This window comes from Acidovorax sp. FG42 (genome assembly GCF_057809195.1).
Map to the genome: position 1 here is coordinate 341872 of NZ_JBMDJM010000001.1, position 14026 is coordinate 355897.

The window sequence follows — 14026 nt, forward strand, 5'->3', positions numbered from 1 at the left end:
CGCGTACACGCGCACGCGCATGTGTGCATATTCAAGTTAACAGAGTTTTTGCCATGCCCCGCACCGCACCGCCTGCAACCCCGACCCCTGCGCAGGGGCGTCGCATCCAGACCCGGCGTTCGGGCGTGCACGGCAAGGGCGTTTTTGCCGTGCAGGATATTGCAGAGGGCGAAGTCCTTGTCGAATACACGGGTGAAGTGATCGGCTGGCAGGAAGCGCAGGACCGGCACCCGCACGACCCCTTGCAGCCCAACCACACGTTCTACTTCCATGTGGATGAAGACCATGTGATCGATGCAAAGTTCGGCGGCAATTCGTCGCGCTGGATCAACCACAGCTGCAACCCCAACTGCTATGCCGACGAGCGGGACGGCCGCATTTTCATCACCGCGCTGCGCAACATCAAGGCGGGCGAAGAGCTGAACTACGACTACGGCCTGATCATCGAAGAGCGCTACACCCCCAAGCTCAAGGCCGAATACCCCTGCTGGTGCGGCAGCCCCAACTGCCGGGGCACGCTGCTCGCGCCCAAGCGCGGCTGGGCACCACCGGTGCCGCTGCCACCGTCCAAGCCGTCTTCTGCCAAGCCCAAGAAGGCCGCCAAGGCTCCCCGGACAGCCAAGCCGCGAGGCCGCAGCCAGTGAGCGCCACATCCCCGATCCGCTGGCCCGCCGAGGCCATCTGGGAGGCGGTGTCCCCGCTGCTGCCGGGCTTTACGGTGGAGGTGCTGCCCACCATCGACTCCACCAACACCGAGCTGATGCGCCGTGCGCGCAACGGCCAGTGCGAGCCCACCCTGTTGGTGGCTGAGCAGCAGACCGCAGGGCGTGGGCGACTGGGGCGGGTATGGCAAAGCGATGTGGGGGCTTCTCTGATGATGTCCTTGGGCTTGCCGCTGGCACCCAAGGATTGGTCTGGCCTGTCGCTCGCCGTGGGGGTGAGTGTGGCCGAGAGCCTGCAGCCCGTGCTGCCGCCGCTGGGTGCGAACCAGCCCGCTCGCGTGGGACTCAAGTGGCCCAACGACCTCTGGCTGGGCGGTGCGGCGGGCGACCGCAAGCTGGGCGGCATTCTGGTGGAGACCGCGAGTTTTGTGGCGCCCCAGGTGGCGGCGACGCAAGCCCCGGCCAGCACCGCGCGCTATGTGGTGGTGGGCATCGGCATCAACGTGCTGCCCCGCAGCCCCGAGGGCATGAGCATGCCCCCCGGCAGCCTGCAGGAGGTGGAGCCGGGCCTGGACGCGCCCACCGCGCTGCAACGCATCGTGCCGCCGCTGGTGGCCATGCTGCAGTCGTTTGCGGGCTATGGCTTTGCGCCCATGCAGCCCCGCTTTGCGGCGCGCGATGTGCTGCAGGGCCGCGCCGTGACGCTGAGCGACGGCCACACGGGCACCGCGCATGGCGTGGGTGATGACGGGGCGCTGCTGGTGCACACGGCGGGTGGAATGCAGGCCATCACCAGCTCCGAAATCAGCGTGCGGCCGACAGCGGTGCCACCGGTGTGAGCCCGCTTTTCCTTCCGATGCGAGTGTTCTTGAAAGGCCGTGCCCCATGCTCCGTCTTGCCGTGATCGTGCTGCTCCTGGCCAACGCGGGCTATTACGCGTGGTCACAGGGCCTGCTGCGCCCGTTGGGCTACGCGCCGCAGGAGCAGTCGGAACCCCAGCGCATGAACCAGCAGATCCGGCCCGAAACGCTGCAGATCCTGAAGGTCAACCCCAGCAAGACCTCCTCCGCTGCCCCTCCTGGTTCCACGTCCACCCCCACTTCCCCCTCCCAGGCCACCGCCGCCAACGACTCCCCCACCACACCGGCCGCCTCGGCCCCCGCAGACTCTGCGGAGTGCCTGCAGGCCGGCGTGTTTGACGACCGCCAGGCCGAGGCGCTGCGCACAGCGGCTGCCGGGTTGCCCGCCGGCAGCTGGACGCTGGAGCCCACGCCCATCCCAGGCCGCTGGATGGTCTACATGGGGCGGTTTGACGACATCGAAACCCTGGACCGCAAACGCGCCGAGCTGCGCGCCCGCAAGGTGGACCATGACCGCGCCGGGGGCACGCTCGAGCTGGGCCTGTCGCTGGGCCGCTTTGCCTCCAAGGAGGCGGCCGAGCGCGAGCTGACCAACCTGGGCACCAAGGGCGTGCGCACCGCCCGCGTGATCCAGGAGCGTGCCGAAGCCCCCGGCTTCACGCTGCGCCTGCCTGCCGTGAACGACGCCTTGCGTGCCCAGCTGGATGTGCTGCGCACGGCCATGGCGGGCAAGACGCTGCGTGCCTGCGGCTGACGTCCCCTTTTGCACATTGCCACCATGGATGAAGAGCCAACGTCCATCCAGTGCGGCGAGCACGGCGACGCCGCACCCACCTTCGTGTGCGGCCACCTGTGCCGCCACCCGGTGCAGCGCTGGTTTTGCGATGCACCCTCGCCAGACACCCCCTACCCGGACGCATGGTGCGCCAGCTGCAACGCCGAGCTGATGCGGCATGGGGGTGAGTGGACCGAGCACAACACGCAATGCCTGGACCTTCAGATCCTGTGCCACCACTGCTACCAGGACGCCATGGCGCGCAGTGTGGAGGCGCTGGACGGCGACACCCAAGCCGCCTGGATCGAGGCGGTGACGCAGGGCCACCACGCGCTGCGGGACAAGCAGCGCGCGCTGGAGCAGGACTACGGCATCGCCAGCTTTGAGCGCTGGGATTACGACCAGTCCGCCGGCACTTTGACCTTTTCGGCCGGTGGCGTGCCCCGGGTGGTGGCCGACATCGAGTTCATCGGATCGGTGTCGGAGGTCAGTGGCACCTGGTTGTGGGCCTGGGCCAATTTCCACAACGAAGCCCCGGTGGTGTCGCGCATCGCGGCCGTGCGGGAGTTTGGCGAGGCCCAGGGCTTTCTGCACCTCACGGTGCCGCTGTGGAAGGGCGATGCCATCGATGGCTGGGAGCTGTCGGGCGTGGCCGCGCAGGTGCTGGGCGCCCAGGGGGTGTACCGCGTGCCGATGGAGCGGGGCTTTTTGTACATGGCCCTGATGTCGGTGCAGCGCGTGGCGTGAGCACGGTTGCTGTGCCCACCCGGGTGCAGCGTTATGGCAACGGGATGGCGCGCGTCTCGCCCTGCCGCAGGAGCCAGACGCGGTCCAGCGGCAGGCCCCGCTGCGCCAGTGCGGTGGCCAGGTCGCGCGGCGGGTGGTCGAAGGCCTCCTGCGTCAGCATGAACGTGCCCCAGTGCACGCCCATGGCTTGCCTGGCCTCCACATCCAGCATCAGCTGCACGGCGTCTTCCGGGTTCACGTGCATGGGCTTCATGAAGTCGCGGGGCAGGTAGGCACCGATGGGCAGGGCCAGAAAATCCACCGGCCCCAGGCGCTGGCGGATGGCCTTGAAGTTGTCGCTGTAGCCCGTGTCGCCCGGGAACAGAAAACGCCAGGGCGCCGCCGCCTGCGGGCGCGCCCATTCCAGCAGGTACCCACCCCACAGCGAGGCATTCGTATCCCACGGGGTGCGGCGGCTCCAGTGCTGCGACGGCGTGAACACCACGCGCACGCCGGGGGCGATGTCGGCGTGCTCCCACCAGTTCAGCGCGGTGACGGGGCCCATGCCCCGCTGCGTGAACCAGTCGGCAAGCCCCAGCGGCACCACAAAGCGGGGCGACTGGCCCGCGTCGCGCAGGCGGCGCAAGGTGCCGTAGCACAGGTGGTCGTAGTGGTTGTGCGAGATCAGGACCACGTCGATGTGCGGCAGGTCCTCGGGCGCCAGGGGCGCGGGCACACGGCGCGGGGCGCCAAAGCGGCCCAGGGGGCCCGCAAAATCGCACAGCGTGGGGTCAATCAGCACGTTGAGCCCCGCCACCTGCAGCAGCATGGAGACATGGCCCAGCCAGGTGATCACGGGTGCCTGCTGGCGCTGCGCCAGGCGCGCAGGGTCCACCGGCTGCGTCCATTGCCGGGCAAAGGCCTCGTAGCCACCCGCCGGTTCGTTGCGCGGCTTGAAATCGCCGCGCAGCGAGCGCCAGACCATTTCGTACCAGGGGAAGTTGCCGATCACCACGGCAGGGTGCGTGTTGGCAAAGCGGCGGGGCGGTGAGGTCATGGTGGGGGGGCTGCGTCCGTGCAAAAAGATCGGGCCAAGCGACGAGGCCGCATGATGCCGGATGCCCGGTGCTGTGGCGGGCTGCCGGCGCATCAACCCTGCGGCGTGGTGGCCTTGTCTTCTGCCACAGGGTCAGCTGCCCGCCACCACGTCCCGCGCCGCAAACCGCACGCTGAAGCGTGCACCGGGCGGGGTCTGGCCAGGACGCGCGTCTTCGAGCGTGACCTCGGCATCGTGCTTGCTGGCGATCTCCAGCACGATGGGCAGGCCCAGGCCGGAGCCGTCGGCCTCGCTGCCCAGGGCGCGGTAGAACGGCTGGAACACCAGCTCGCGCTCGGCCTCGGGCACGCCGGGGCCGGAGTCCTCGACCTGCAGCAGCAGCACATGGCCGAAGGTGTCGGCCAGCACGCGGGCGGTGACCACGCCGGGCTTGTCGGGCGTGGAGGGGGTGTAGTTGATGGCGTTGTCCACCAGGTTGCGCACCAGCTCCTTGAGCAGCGTGGGGTTGCCGTCGATCAGCACGCCCGGCGATCCCGGCTCGGCGCCGTCGTAGCCCAGGTCGATGTGCTTGTCGAGCGCGCGGGGCACCGAGTCGCGCACCACCTCGATCACCAGGCGTGCCAGGTCGCAGGGCTGGCGGGCAATGCCCACACCGCTGCCTTCGGCCCGCGCCAGGGCCAGCAGCTGGTTGACGGTGTGCGTGGCGCGGATGCTGGAGCGCCCGATCTGCTGCAGCGAGCGCTTGAGTTCTTCGGTGCTGGTGCCTTCGCGCTGGGCCAGGTCGGCCTGCATGCGCAGGCCCGCCAGCGGGGTCTTGAGCTGGTGCGCGGCATCGGCCAGAAAGCGCTTTTGCGTGGCCAGCGAATCGTTCAGGCGGGTGAGCAGGTCGTTGACGGACGACACCAGTGGCGCCACTTCGAGCGGCACGGTGCGGTCGTCCAGCGGCGAGAGGTCGTCGGGGTTGCGCGCGCGGATGCGCTGCTCCAGCTGGTTGAGCGGCTGGATGCCCCGCGCCAGCGCCAGCCAGACCAGCAGCACCGCCAGCGGCAGGATGACGAACTGCGGCAGCATCACGCCCTTGATGATTTCGGTGGCCAGCACGCTGCGTTTTTCGCGCGTCTCGGCCACCTGGACCAGCGCCACCGGTGTGTCTTTGAGCGGCAGGCGCACCCAGATGTAGGCCACGCGGATGTCGATGCCGCGCATCTCGGCATCGCGCAGCCGCACCTCGCCGGACAGGGGCACTTCGTCGCTCGGGGGCTCGGGCAGCTCGCGCTCGCCCGAGAGGAACTCGCCGCCCGGGCCGATGACCTGGTAGTACACGATGTCGGAGTCGTCGGCCCGCAGGATCTCGCTGGCGGGCTGGGGCAGGTTGAACTGGGCCTTGTCGCCCACCACGCTCACCAGTTGGGCGAGTGCGTGGGCGTTGTACTCCAGCGCGCGGTCAAACGGCTTGTTGGCCAGGCCCTGCGCCACCAGCCACGTCAGCGCCAGGCTCACGGGCCACAGCAGCAGCAGCGGCGTGAGCATCCAGTCGAGGATTTCGCCGAACAGGGAGCGCTGCTCGCGCTGGAAGATCTTCACAGCGCCCGCCGAGGCAGTTTAGAAGCCAAAACACCCGATAGCGCTGGATTCATATGCACGAGCAGCTATCGTTTTGATAGTTAACTGGGGATCTTCTCAAGGCAGTAGCCCAGGCCGCGCACGGTGGCGATGCGGATGGGCCCGCCCTCGATCTTCTTGCGCAGGCGGTGGATGTAGACCTCGATGGCGTTGTTGCTCACTTCTTCGCCCCACTCGCACAGGCGCTCCACCAGCTGCTCCTTGCTCACCAGGCGGCCGGCGCGTTGCAGCAGCACCTCCAGCAGGCCCAGCTCGCGGGCGGAAAGTTCGATCATCTTGCCGTCGATGGTGGCCACGCGGCCGGCCTGGTCGTACACCAGCGGGCCGTGCTTGATGGCGCTGCTGGTGCCGCCCATGCCCCGGCGCGTGAGGGCGCGCACGCGGGCTTCCAGCTCTTGCAGGCTGAAGGGCTTGGCCATGTAGTCGTCGGCGCCAAAGTCCAGGCCCTTCACGCGCTCTTCCACGCTGTCGGCAGCGGTGAGGATGAGCACCGGCAGGGCGGAGCCCCGGCCGCGCAGCTTTTTCAGAACCTCCAGCCCATGCATCTTGGGCAGGCCCAGGTCCAGGATGAGCAGGTCGAACTCGTTGTTGGTCATGAGCGCCGCGTCGGCCTCGCTGCCGCTGGCGACATGGTCCACCACGGCGCCCGAGGCTCGCAGCGTGCGCAGCAGGCCATCGGCCAGCACCTGGTCGTCTTCGGCAATGAGGATGCGCATGCGGTGTCTCCTGGTGGGTGGCAGCGGTCTGGCGCCGCGCCTGTGCGTCGATTTTAGGCGGCGCCGCGCCCCGCTGCGCCGAGAAAAAGGCGTCCGTGGCGCGCGCAGCGCTCGGGCCTGGGGCTGTCAGCGCGGGTCGTGCGCCAGCAGCTTGTGTACCAGGGCTTTCAGGTCGGCCTGCAGGCGGGCCATGCCCTCGGGCTCCTGCGCGAGCGTCTGCTCGTCCATGTAGAGCTTGCGGTTGATCTCGACCTGGATGCTGTGGCGGTGCTGCGCGGGGTTGCCGTAGCGGCGCACCAGTTCCACGCCCTTGTAGGGGTGGTTGTATTCCACGCTGTAGCCGCACGCGCGAAGGTGCTCGCAGATCAGCGCGGACAGCGCCGGGCTGGCGGTGGTGCCGTCCCGGTCGCCCACTACGAAGTCGGCATGCTCCAGCCCCGGAAACTCGGTGGCAAAGCGCCCGGCCACGGCGGGCATGGAGTGGCAGTTGAGGTGGATGCTGTAGCCGTGGCGTGCATGGGCCGCGTCAATGGCCTGGGCCACGGCAGCGTGGTACGGGCGCCAGCAGCGGTCGATGCGCGCACGCACCTCGGCCACGGTGAGCTGGCGCTGGTAGATGGGCTCGCCCTGGTCGGTGAACTTCCAGATCAGCCCCTTGCCCAGGCGCACCTTGCTGAGCACCTTGGAGTCGGTGGAAATGGGGTCGGGCCAGTCCCCGTCGAGCAGGCTGGTGTCCAGCTCGGTGGTGTCGCGGTTGGCGTCCAGGTAGATGCGGGGGAAATGGGCCTCGACCCAGGCCACGCCGAGCGCGGGGGCAAAGGCGTAGATCTTCTCGACGTGCGTGTCTTCGGCCCGGCGCAGCGTGGCCAGGTCGAGGGCGGAGCCAAAGTCGTCGGGGTATTGGGTGCCGCTGTGGGGCGAGTCGAGCACCAGCGGGGTGCTGCCGGGCAGATAGGTGACTTCTGAGGACATGGTTTCGAGGGTAACGCAGTCGGCAGGGGCCAGTGTGCGCAATCCGCTGGTGTCCGTCCATGGAGCATTCCCTTGTGCGGTGTCCGCAGCTGGATCAGGGCTAGGGACCCTCTGCACGAATCAGCGCACCGTGTGCATCTGCGGGCTCGGGCGGTCGGCAGCGTTGCAAAACCTCGCAATAGCGACGGCCATGGCTGCGTTTTGCGTCTTGCAGCCCATCGCGATCCGCAGTGCCCAGTTGCTGCTCGATCCTTGCAAAGGCTCCTAGGCCCCTCCTGCATAAGCCTCCAGCCCGATCGCCACTACGGTGGCCACGTCTTGGCCCACCTCGGCGCGGAACTCCGCCTCGGCCTGTGCCACCGCGTCCCGGAACGCTTGCAGCCACGCCAGGCCGGTGGGCGTGAAGCACACGCGGCGCGCCCGCGCATCCAGCGGGTCTGCCTGCCGTGTGACCAGCCCCCAGGCCTCGCACTGGTCCACCAGGTTGGCCATGGCCTGCTTGGTCATGCCCGCGCGCTTGGCCAGGTCGGTCAGCCGGTCGCCCTGCAAGGGTAGGTGGCGCGTGATGTGCACATGGGCGGCCGTCACCTGGTCGCGCGCTGCCAGGTTGGACAAGGCTAGCGGCACCTCCACGTTGCGCGCCATCAGCTGCAGCACCCGGGCGTCAAAGCGGCGCAGGGCGCTGCCCATCAGGCGGCCCAGGTGGGTTTGGCGCCAGCGGTCATCAGCTCCCGGGGCTGATGGGGCGGAGACGGCGGCAGGAGAAAAATCGGCCATGCGATATTGTCAGGTAAACTGACTAAAAATCGCTTTATCTGGATTTCATTGCTCGCATAAACTACTGTTCAAGCATCCAGCCTGTGATTAACCGCAGAGCGATGCAAGCATCCAACCTGTTGTTTTTCAAGGAGTTTCTCATGGACGTCGCAGTCAAAGGCACCAACCCCGCATTGCCCGTGAACACCGAAAAGGCCAAGGCCCTGGCCGCCGCGCTCGCCCAGATCGAGAAGCAATTTGGCAAGGGCACGATCATGCGCCTGGGTGAAGGCGAGGTGATCGAGGACATCCAGGTGGTCTCCACCGGCTCCTTGGGCCTGGACATTGCCCTGGGCGTGGGCGGCCTGCCCCGCGGCCGCGTGGTCGAGATCTACGGACCGGAATCGTCGGGCAAGACCACGCTCACGCTGCAGGTGGTGGCCGAGATGCAAAAGCAAGGCGGCACCTGCGCGTTTGTCGATGCCGAGCACGCCCTCGACGTGCAATACGCCCAGAAGCTGGGCGTGCAGCTGTCCGACCTGCTGATCAGCCAGCCCGACACCGGAGAACAAGCCCTGGAAATCGTGGACAGCCTGGTGCGCTCGGGCGCCGTGGACCTGATCATCGTGGACTCGGTGGCAGCCCTCACACCCAAGGCCGAAATCGAAGGCGAGATGGGCGATGCCCTGCCCGGCCTGCAGGCCCGCCTGATGAGCCAGGCGCTGCGCAAGCTGACCGCCACGATCAAGAAGACCAACTGCATGGTCATCTTCATCAACCAGATCCGCATGAAGATTGGCGTGATGTTCGGCTCGCCCGAAACGACGACCGGCGGTAACGCGCTCAAGTTCTATGCCTCCGTGCGCCTCGATATCCGTCGCACCGGCACCATCAAGAAGGGCGACGAAGCCATCGGCAACGAGACCAAGGTCAAGGTGGTCAAGAACAAGGTAAGCCCGCCCTTCAAGACGGCCGAGTTCGACATCCTGTTTGGCGAAGGCATCAGCCGCGAAGGCGAGATCATCGACATGGGCGTGAACGCCAAGGTCATCGAAAAGAGCGGCGCCTGGTACGCCTACAACGGCGAGAAGATCGGCCAAGGCCGCGACAACGCCCGCGAGTTTTTGCGTGAAAACCCCGACTTGGCCCGTGAAATTGAAAACAAGGTGCGCGAAGGGCTGGGCATTGCGCTGTTGCCTGGCGCACTGCAGGCCCCGGCAGCGGCTGCCGACGAGTGATTGACGGTTTTTGAAGCCAAATGGCCTGCAGGCGCACATTCCATATGCGCCTGCAGCTATTGAAAATATAGCGTTTGGTCAGCCATGGGATTCACTGCGCTCTCGCTCAAAGGCCGTGCACTGCGGCTGCTGAGCCAGCGCGAACATTCGCGGGCCGAGCTGCAGCGCAAGCTCAGCCCCCATGTGCAAGAGGGCGAAGACCTGGAGGCCGTGCTGGACGACCTGCAGGCCCGGGACTTCATCAGCGAGGCGCGGGTGGTGGAGTCGGTGCTGAACCGGCGCGCAAGGCGCATGGGTGCATCGCGCATCCGGCAAGAGCTGCAATCCAAAGGGCTGGGCGCCGAGGCCGTGCAGCAGGCAGTGGCCCAGTTGCAGGGCAGCGAACTGGAGCGTGCCCGCGAGGTGTGGCGCCGCAAGTTTGGCGAGCCCGCCACCGACCCGCAAACCCGCGCCAAACAGATGCGCTTCTTGCTGACGCGGGGGTTCTCAGGCGATGTGGTGCGGCGCGCCGTGCAGGGCGCCGACGATTCCGACGAGGGGTGAGCGCGCTGCTCACAAGCAGGGCTTTCGCCCCCTTCTGAAGCGCTGGGGTGTGGTTACACGCCCAGCATCAGCTGCAGGTTCTGCACTGCGGCGCCGCTGGCGCCCTTGCCCAGGTTGTCCAGGCGCGCAATGACCACCGCCTGCCGGTATTGCTCGTTGGCAAACACGCGCAACTCCAGCTTGTTGGTGTCGGTCAGCGTGTCGGCCGCCAGCTTCAAATCGTCGGTGGGCGGCAGCACGCTCACCCATTGCTCGGGCGTGTTGGTGCGGCTGTAGTGGGCAGCCAGCGCGTCGTGCAGGTCGCTGGCCTTGGGGGCGCCGGGCAGCAAGTCCAGGTGCAGCGGCAACTGCACCAACATGCCCTGGCGGAAGTTGCCCACTGCAGGGATGAACACCGGGCGGCGCGTGAGCCCGGTGTAGCGCAAGATTTCGGGGATGTGCTTGTGCGACAGGCCCAGTGCATACGCCTCATACGGCGCTGCGGTGCCCGCTTCGTAGGCTTCGATCATGGTGCGGCCGCCGCCGGAGTAGCCCGAGACCGAAGGCAGGCTCAAAGGGTAGTCCGCCGGGATCAGGCCTGCATCGACCAGCGGGCGCAGCATGGCAATCGCGCCCGTGGCGTAGCAGCCGGGATTGGAGACGCGGGTGGCGTCGCGCACCGCTTGTGTCTGCGCTGCCGCGAGTTCCGGAAACCCGTACACCCAACCATCGGCCGTGCGGTGCGCCGTGCTGGCATCGATCACCTTGACCTTGCGGCCCGAGCTGCGCTCGATCTCGTCCACCATGGCCACGGTGTCGCGCGCGGCGTCGTCGTGCAGGCACAGCACCACCAGATCCACCCCCGCGATCAGGTCGCGCTTGGCGGCAGGATCTTTGCGCAGCTCGGGCGCAATGCTGACCAGATCGATCTGCGGCATGGCCTGCAGGCGCTCGCGGATCTGCAGGCCTGTGGTGCCGGCTTCGCCATCAATAAAGACTTTGGACATGGAGGTGCTCCTGCAAAAAAGGACGGCAGCGTCTGCCGGCAAAAGGGATGGGAAAGGCTGCGACGCCAACCCTGGATGTAAGCCAGGCACAAGGATGGTGCGTTGCAGCATGATACAGTCGCGGGTTGCCATGTCCCAAGCCCGCGGCCAGACAACTGTTCATGGTAAACGGGTAACTACCACCCTTCCCTGAGAGAGACCTCATGAAGATTCACGAATACCAAGGCAAGGAAATCTTGCGCAATTTTGGTGTGCCCGTTCCGCGTGGCATTCCCGCATTCACGGTGCAAGAAGCCGTGGAAGCAGCCCAGAAGCTCGGCGGCCCCGTGTGGGTGGTCAAGGCCCAGATCCACGCCGGTGGCCGTGGCAAGGGCGGCGGCGTGAAGGTCGCCAAGACCATTGATGACGTGAAGGCTCGCGCCAGCGAAATCCTGGGCATGCAACTGGTCACGCACCAGACCGGCCCCGAAGGCCAGAAGGTCCGCCGCCTGTACATCGAAGATGGCGCCGACATCAAGAACGAGCTGTATGTGTCGCTGGTCACCGACCGCGCCACGCAGAAGGTCGCCCTGATCGCTTCGAGCGAAGGCGGCATGGACATCGAAGAAGTGGCCCACTCCACGCCCGAGAAGATCGTCACCGAGATGATCGACCCGCTGGTCGGCATCACCGAAGCGCAAAGCCGCAAGGTCGCTGCTGCCATCGGCCTGACCGGCGCTTCCATCGACCAGGCTGTGGACATCTTCGCCAAGATCTACAAGTGCTACATGGACACCGATGCGTCGCTGGTGGAAATCAACCCGCTGAACTGCGACTCCAAGGGCAACCTGATGGCCCTGGACGCGAAGTTCAACTTTGACGCCAACGCCCTGTTCCGCCACCCCGAAATCGTCGCCTTCCGCGATCTGGACGAAGAAGATCCCGCCGAAGTGGAAGCTTCCAAGTTCGACCTGGCCTACATCAGCCTGGACGGCAACATCGGCTGCCTGGTGAACGGCGCTGGCCTGGCCATGGCCACCATGGACACCATCAAGCTGTTCGGCGGCGAGCCTGCCAACTTCCTGGACGTGGGCGGCGGTGCTACCCCCGAGAAGGTCACCGAAGCCTTCAAGATCATGCTCAAGAACCCCAAGGTCAAGGGCATTCTGGTCAACATCTTCGGCGGCATTATGAAGTGCGACACCATCGCCACCGGCGTGATCACCGCTTGCAAGGCTGTGAACCTGAACGTGCCGCTGGTCGTGCGCATGAAGGGCACGAACGAAGAGCTGGGCAAGAAGATGCTGGCCGAGTCCGGCCTGCCCATCATCGCTGCAGACACCATGGCCGAAGCTGCGACCAAGATCGTTGCTGCCGTCAAGTAAGCCCGGAGAACACACATGTCGATCTACATCAACAAAGACACCAAGGTCATCACCCAGGGCATCACGGGCAAGACTGGCCAGTTCCACACCGAAAAGTGCCAGGAATACGCGAACGGCAAGAACTGCTTCGTGGCGGGCGTAAACCCCAAGAAGGCGGGCGAGTCGATCTTCAACATCCCGATCTACGCCTCCGTCAAGGAAGCTGCCCAGCAGACCGGTGCCACCGTGTCGGTGATCTATGTGCCGCCCGCAGGCGCCGCTGACGCGATCTGGGAAGCTGTCGAAGCCGACCTGGACATGGCCATCTGCATCACCGAAGGCATTCCGGTCAAGGACATGCTGATGGTGCGCAACAAGATGAAGGCCAAGGAAGCCGCTGGCGGCAAGAAGACGCTGCTGCTGGGCCCCAACTGCCCTGGCCTGATCACGCCTGACGAAATCAAGATCGGCATCATGCCCGGTCACATCCACCGCAAGGGTCGTATCGGCGTGGTGTCCCGCTCGGGCACGCTGACGTACGAAGCCGTGGCCATGCTGACCGAAGTCGGTCTGGGTCAATCGAGCGCCGTGGGCATTGGTGGCGACCCCATCAACGGCCTCAAGCACATCGATGTGATGAAGGCATTCAACGACGATCCAGACACCGATGCCGTGATCATGATCGGCGAAATCGGCGGTCCTGACGAAGCCGAAGCCGCCCAGTGGTGCAAGGCCAACATGAAGAAGCCAATCGTCGGTTTCATCGCTGGCGTGACCGCCCCTCCCGGCAAGCGCATGGGCCACGCTGGCGCGCTGATCTCCGGCGGCGCCGACACGGCCGATGCCAAGCTCGCCATCATGGAAGAGTCGGGTTTCATCATCACCCGCAACCCTTCGGAACTGGGCAAGCTGCTCAAGGCCCAGCTGAAGTAAGTTGCCTGGCCCTGTTGCGACCGTAAGCACAATTACGGACGCGGCGCTCGGCACAGACCGCTAGACTGGCGGCTCCAACAAAAAGAGAAGCGCTCGGAACCCCGGTTCCGGGCGCTTCTTGCATTCATAACAGTGGAGTCAGTCATGGAGTTTCTGCAAAGCGCCGATTTCTGGATCGGCCTGGTGAAGATCGTCTGGATAAACATCATTCTTTCGGGCGATAACGCGGTGGTCATCGCGCTGGCCGCCCGGTCCCTTCCCCCCCATCAGCAAAAGAAAGCCGTGTTCTGGGGCTCCGGCGCTGCCGTGGTCCTGCGGATCTTGCTGACGGTGGTGGCGGCCAAGCTGCTGGAGCTCTCGTTCCTGCAGATCGTGGGCGGTTGCCTGTTGCTGTGGATTGGTTTTCAGCTGCTCAGCGACGACGACGAGGAAGAGGGCGAGTCCAAGACTTATGGCAGCCTGATGGCCGCCGTTCGCACCATCCTCATTGCCGACCTGGTGATGAGCCTCGACAACGTGATCGCCGTGGCGGCTGCGGCGCAGGGCAACGTGGTGCTGCTGGTGCTGGGCTTGGCCATCAGCATTCCGCTGGTCATCTTTGGCAGCACCCTCATGATCAAGCTCATGGAGCGTTTCCCCATCATCGTGGTGCTGGGGGCTGCCCTGATTGGTTGGGTGGGTGGTGAAACCATCGCCAGCGATGCCATCTTGCACGACTATGCGGTGGCGCATCCCGCACTGCACTATGTGGCGGCCGCACTCGGCGCAGCGCTGGTCGTGGGCGTCGGCAAGTTCTGGCGCAAGGGGTCGAACAGCGCCTCCGCCACTTGACGGCT

15 protein-coding genes are annotated in these 14026 nt (G+C 66.1%); 9 read left to right on the forward strand and 6 right to left on the reverse strand.

From position 1 onward, the window contains the following. The first annotated feature begins 53 nt into the window (after positions 1 to 53). The 4 genes from ACODSM_RS01610 to ACODSM_RS01625 are packed head-to-tail and all read left to right on the forward strand — an operon-like array spanning position 54 to position 3044. On the forward strand, positions 54 to 644 hold the full coding sequence (locus ACODSM_RS01610) for an SET domain-containing protein (protein ID WP_488804123.1): 591 nt from the start codon (positions 54 to 56) through the stop codon (positions 642 to 644). Further along, entirely contained in the window at positions 641 to 1501 is an 861-nt protein-coding gene (locus tag ACODSM_RS01615) for a biotin--[acetyl-CoA-carboxylase] ligase (RefSeq protein WP_488804124.1), read from the forward strand. The genes ACODSM_RS01610 and ACODSM_RS01615 overlap by 4 nt, the downstream gene beginning before the upstream one ends. Before the next feature lie 46 nt (positions 1502 to 1547). Then, positions 1548 to 2276 carry an SPOR domain-containing protein gene (locus tag ACODSM_RS01620; protein ID WP_488804125.1) on the forward strand — a complete coding sequence of 243 codons (729 nt, stop codon included), beginning with the start codon at positions 1548 to 1550 and terminating at the stop codon, positions 2274 to 2276. A gap of 24 nt (positions 2277 to 2300) precedes the next feature. Then, positions 2301 to 3044, forward strand: a complete 744-nt coding sequence (locus ACODSM_RS01625; protein WP_488804126.1) for a DUF6882 domain-containing protein — start codon at positions 2301 to 2303, stop codon at positions 3042 to 3044. A 31-nt stretch (positions 3045 to 3075) separates the two neighbouring features. Here the strand turns inward: ACODSM_RS01625 and ACODSM_RS01630 are convergent, their stop codons facing one another. The 5 genes from ACODSM_RS01630 to ACODSM_RS01650 form a co-directional block, all read right to left on the reverse strand. After that, the gene (locus ACODSM_RS01630; protein WP_488804127.1) at positions 3076 to 4080 is read right to left on the reverse strand and encodes an MBL fold metallo-hydrolase; all 1005 of its coding nucleotides are present in this window, start codon (positions 4078 to 4080) and stop codon (positions 3076 to 3078) included. A 132-nt stretch (positions 4081 to 4212) separates the two neighbouring features. After that, entirely contained in the window at positions 4213 to 5664 is a 1452-nt protein-coding gene (locus ACODSM_RS01635) for a sensor histidine kinase (RefSeq protein WP_015016304.1), read from the reverse strand. A gap of 80 nt (positions 5665 to 5744) precedes the next feature. Beyond that, entirely contained in the window at positions 5745 to 6419 is a 675-nt protein-coding gene (locus ACODSM_RS01640) for a response regulator (protein ID WP_015016303.1), read from the reverse strand. A 126-nt stretch (positions 6420 to 6545) separates the two neighbouring features. After that, on the reverse strand, positions 6546 to 7391 hold the full coding sequence (locus ACODSM_RS01645) for an N-formylglutamate amidohydrolase (RefSeq protein WP_488804128.1): 846 nt from the start codon (positions 7389 to 7391) through the stop codon (positions 6546 to 6548). Between the two features lie 264 nt (positions 7392 to 7655). After that, positions 7656 to 8168 (reverse strand): MarR family winged helix-turn-helix transcriptional regulator, encoded by a 513-nt coding sequence (locus ACODSM_RS01650; RefSeq protein ID WP_488804129.1) that lies wholly within the window; start codon positions 8166 to 8168, stop codon positions 7656 to 7658. A gap of 140 nt (positions 8169 to 8308) precedes the next feature. Between ACODSM_RS01650 and recA the strand changes: the two genes are divergently transcribed. Then, positions 8309 to 9385, forward strand: coding sequence for a recombinase RecA (gene recA / locus ACODSM_RS01655; protein WP_015016298.1), 1077 nt, complete (start codon positions 8309 to 8311; stop codon positions 9383 to 9385). 84 nt (positions 9386 to 9469) lie between these two features. Further along, complete coding sequence (recX, locus tag ACODSM_RS01660) at positions 9470 to 9928, forward strand: recombination regulator RecX (RefSeq protein ID WP_488804130.1); 459 nt, start codon at positions 9470 to 9472, stop codon at positions 9926 to 9928. Between the two features lie 53 nt (positions 9929 to 9981). Here recX and argC read toward each other — a convergent pair whose 3' ends face one another. Next, positions 9982 to 10914, reverse strand: a complete 933-nt coding sequence (argC, locus tag ACODSM_RS01665; RefSeq protein WP_488804131.1) for an N-acetyl-gamma-glutamyl-phosphate reductase — start codon at positions 10912 to 10914, stop codon at positions 9982 to 9984. Positions 10915 to 11117: 203 nt separating this feature from the next. On the opposite strand from argC, the gene sucC reads away from it, so the two are divergent. The 3 genes from sucC (at position 11118) to ACODSM_RS01680 (ending at position 14021) form a co-directional block, all read left to right on the forward strand. Beyond that, positions 11118 to 12278, forward strand: coding sequence for an ADP-forming succinate--CoA ligase subunit beta (gene sucC, locus ACODSM_RS01670; protein WP_209816811.1), 1161 nt, complete (start codon positions 11118 to 11120; stop codon positions 12276 to 12278). A gap of 15 nt (positions 12279 to 12293) precedes the next feature. Further along, positions 12294 to 13190 carry a succinate--CoA ligase subunit alpha gene (gene sucD, locus ACODSM_RS01675; protein WP_056056609.1) on the forward strand — a complete coding sequence of 299 codons (897 nt, stop codon included), beginning with the start codon at positions 12294 to 12296 and terminating at the stop codon, positions 13188 to 13190. A 144-nt stretch (positions 13191 to 13334) separates the two neighbouring features. Continuing rightward, on the forward strand, positions 13335 to 14021 hold the full coding sequence (locus tag ACODSM_RS01680) for a TerC family protein (RefSeq protein WP_476017952.1): 687 nt from the start codon (positions 13335 to 13337) through the stop codon (positions 14019 to 14021). Positions 14022 to 14026 lie beyond the last annotated feature (5 nt).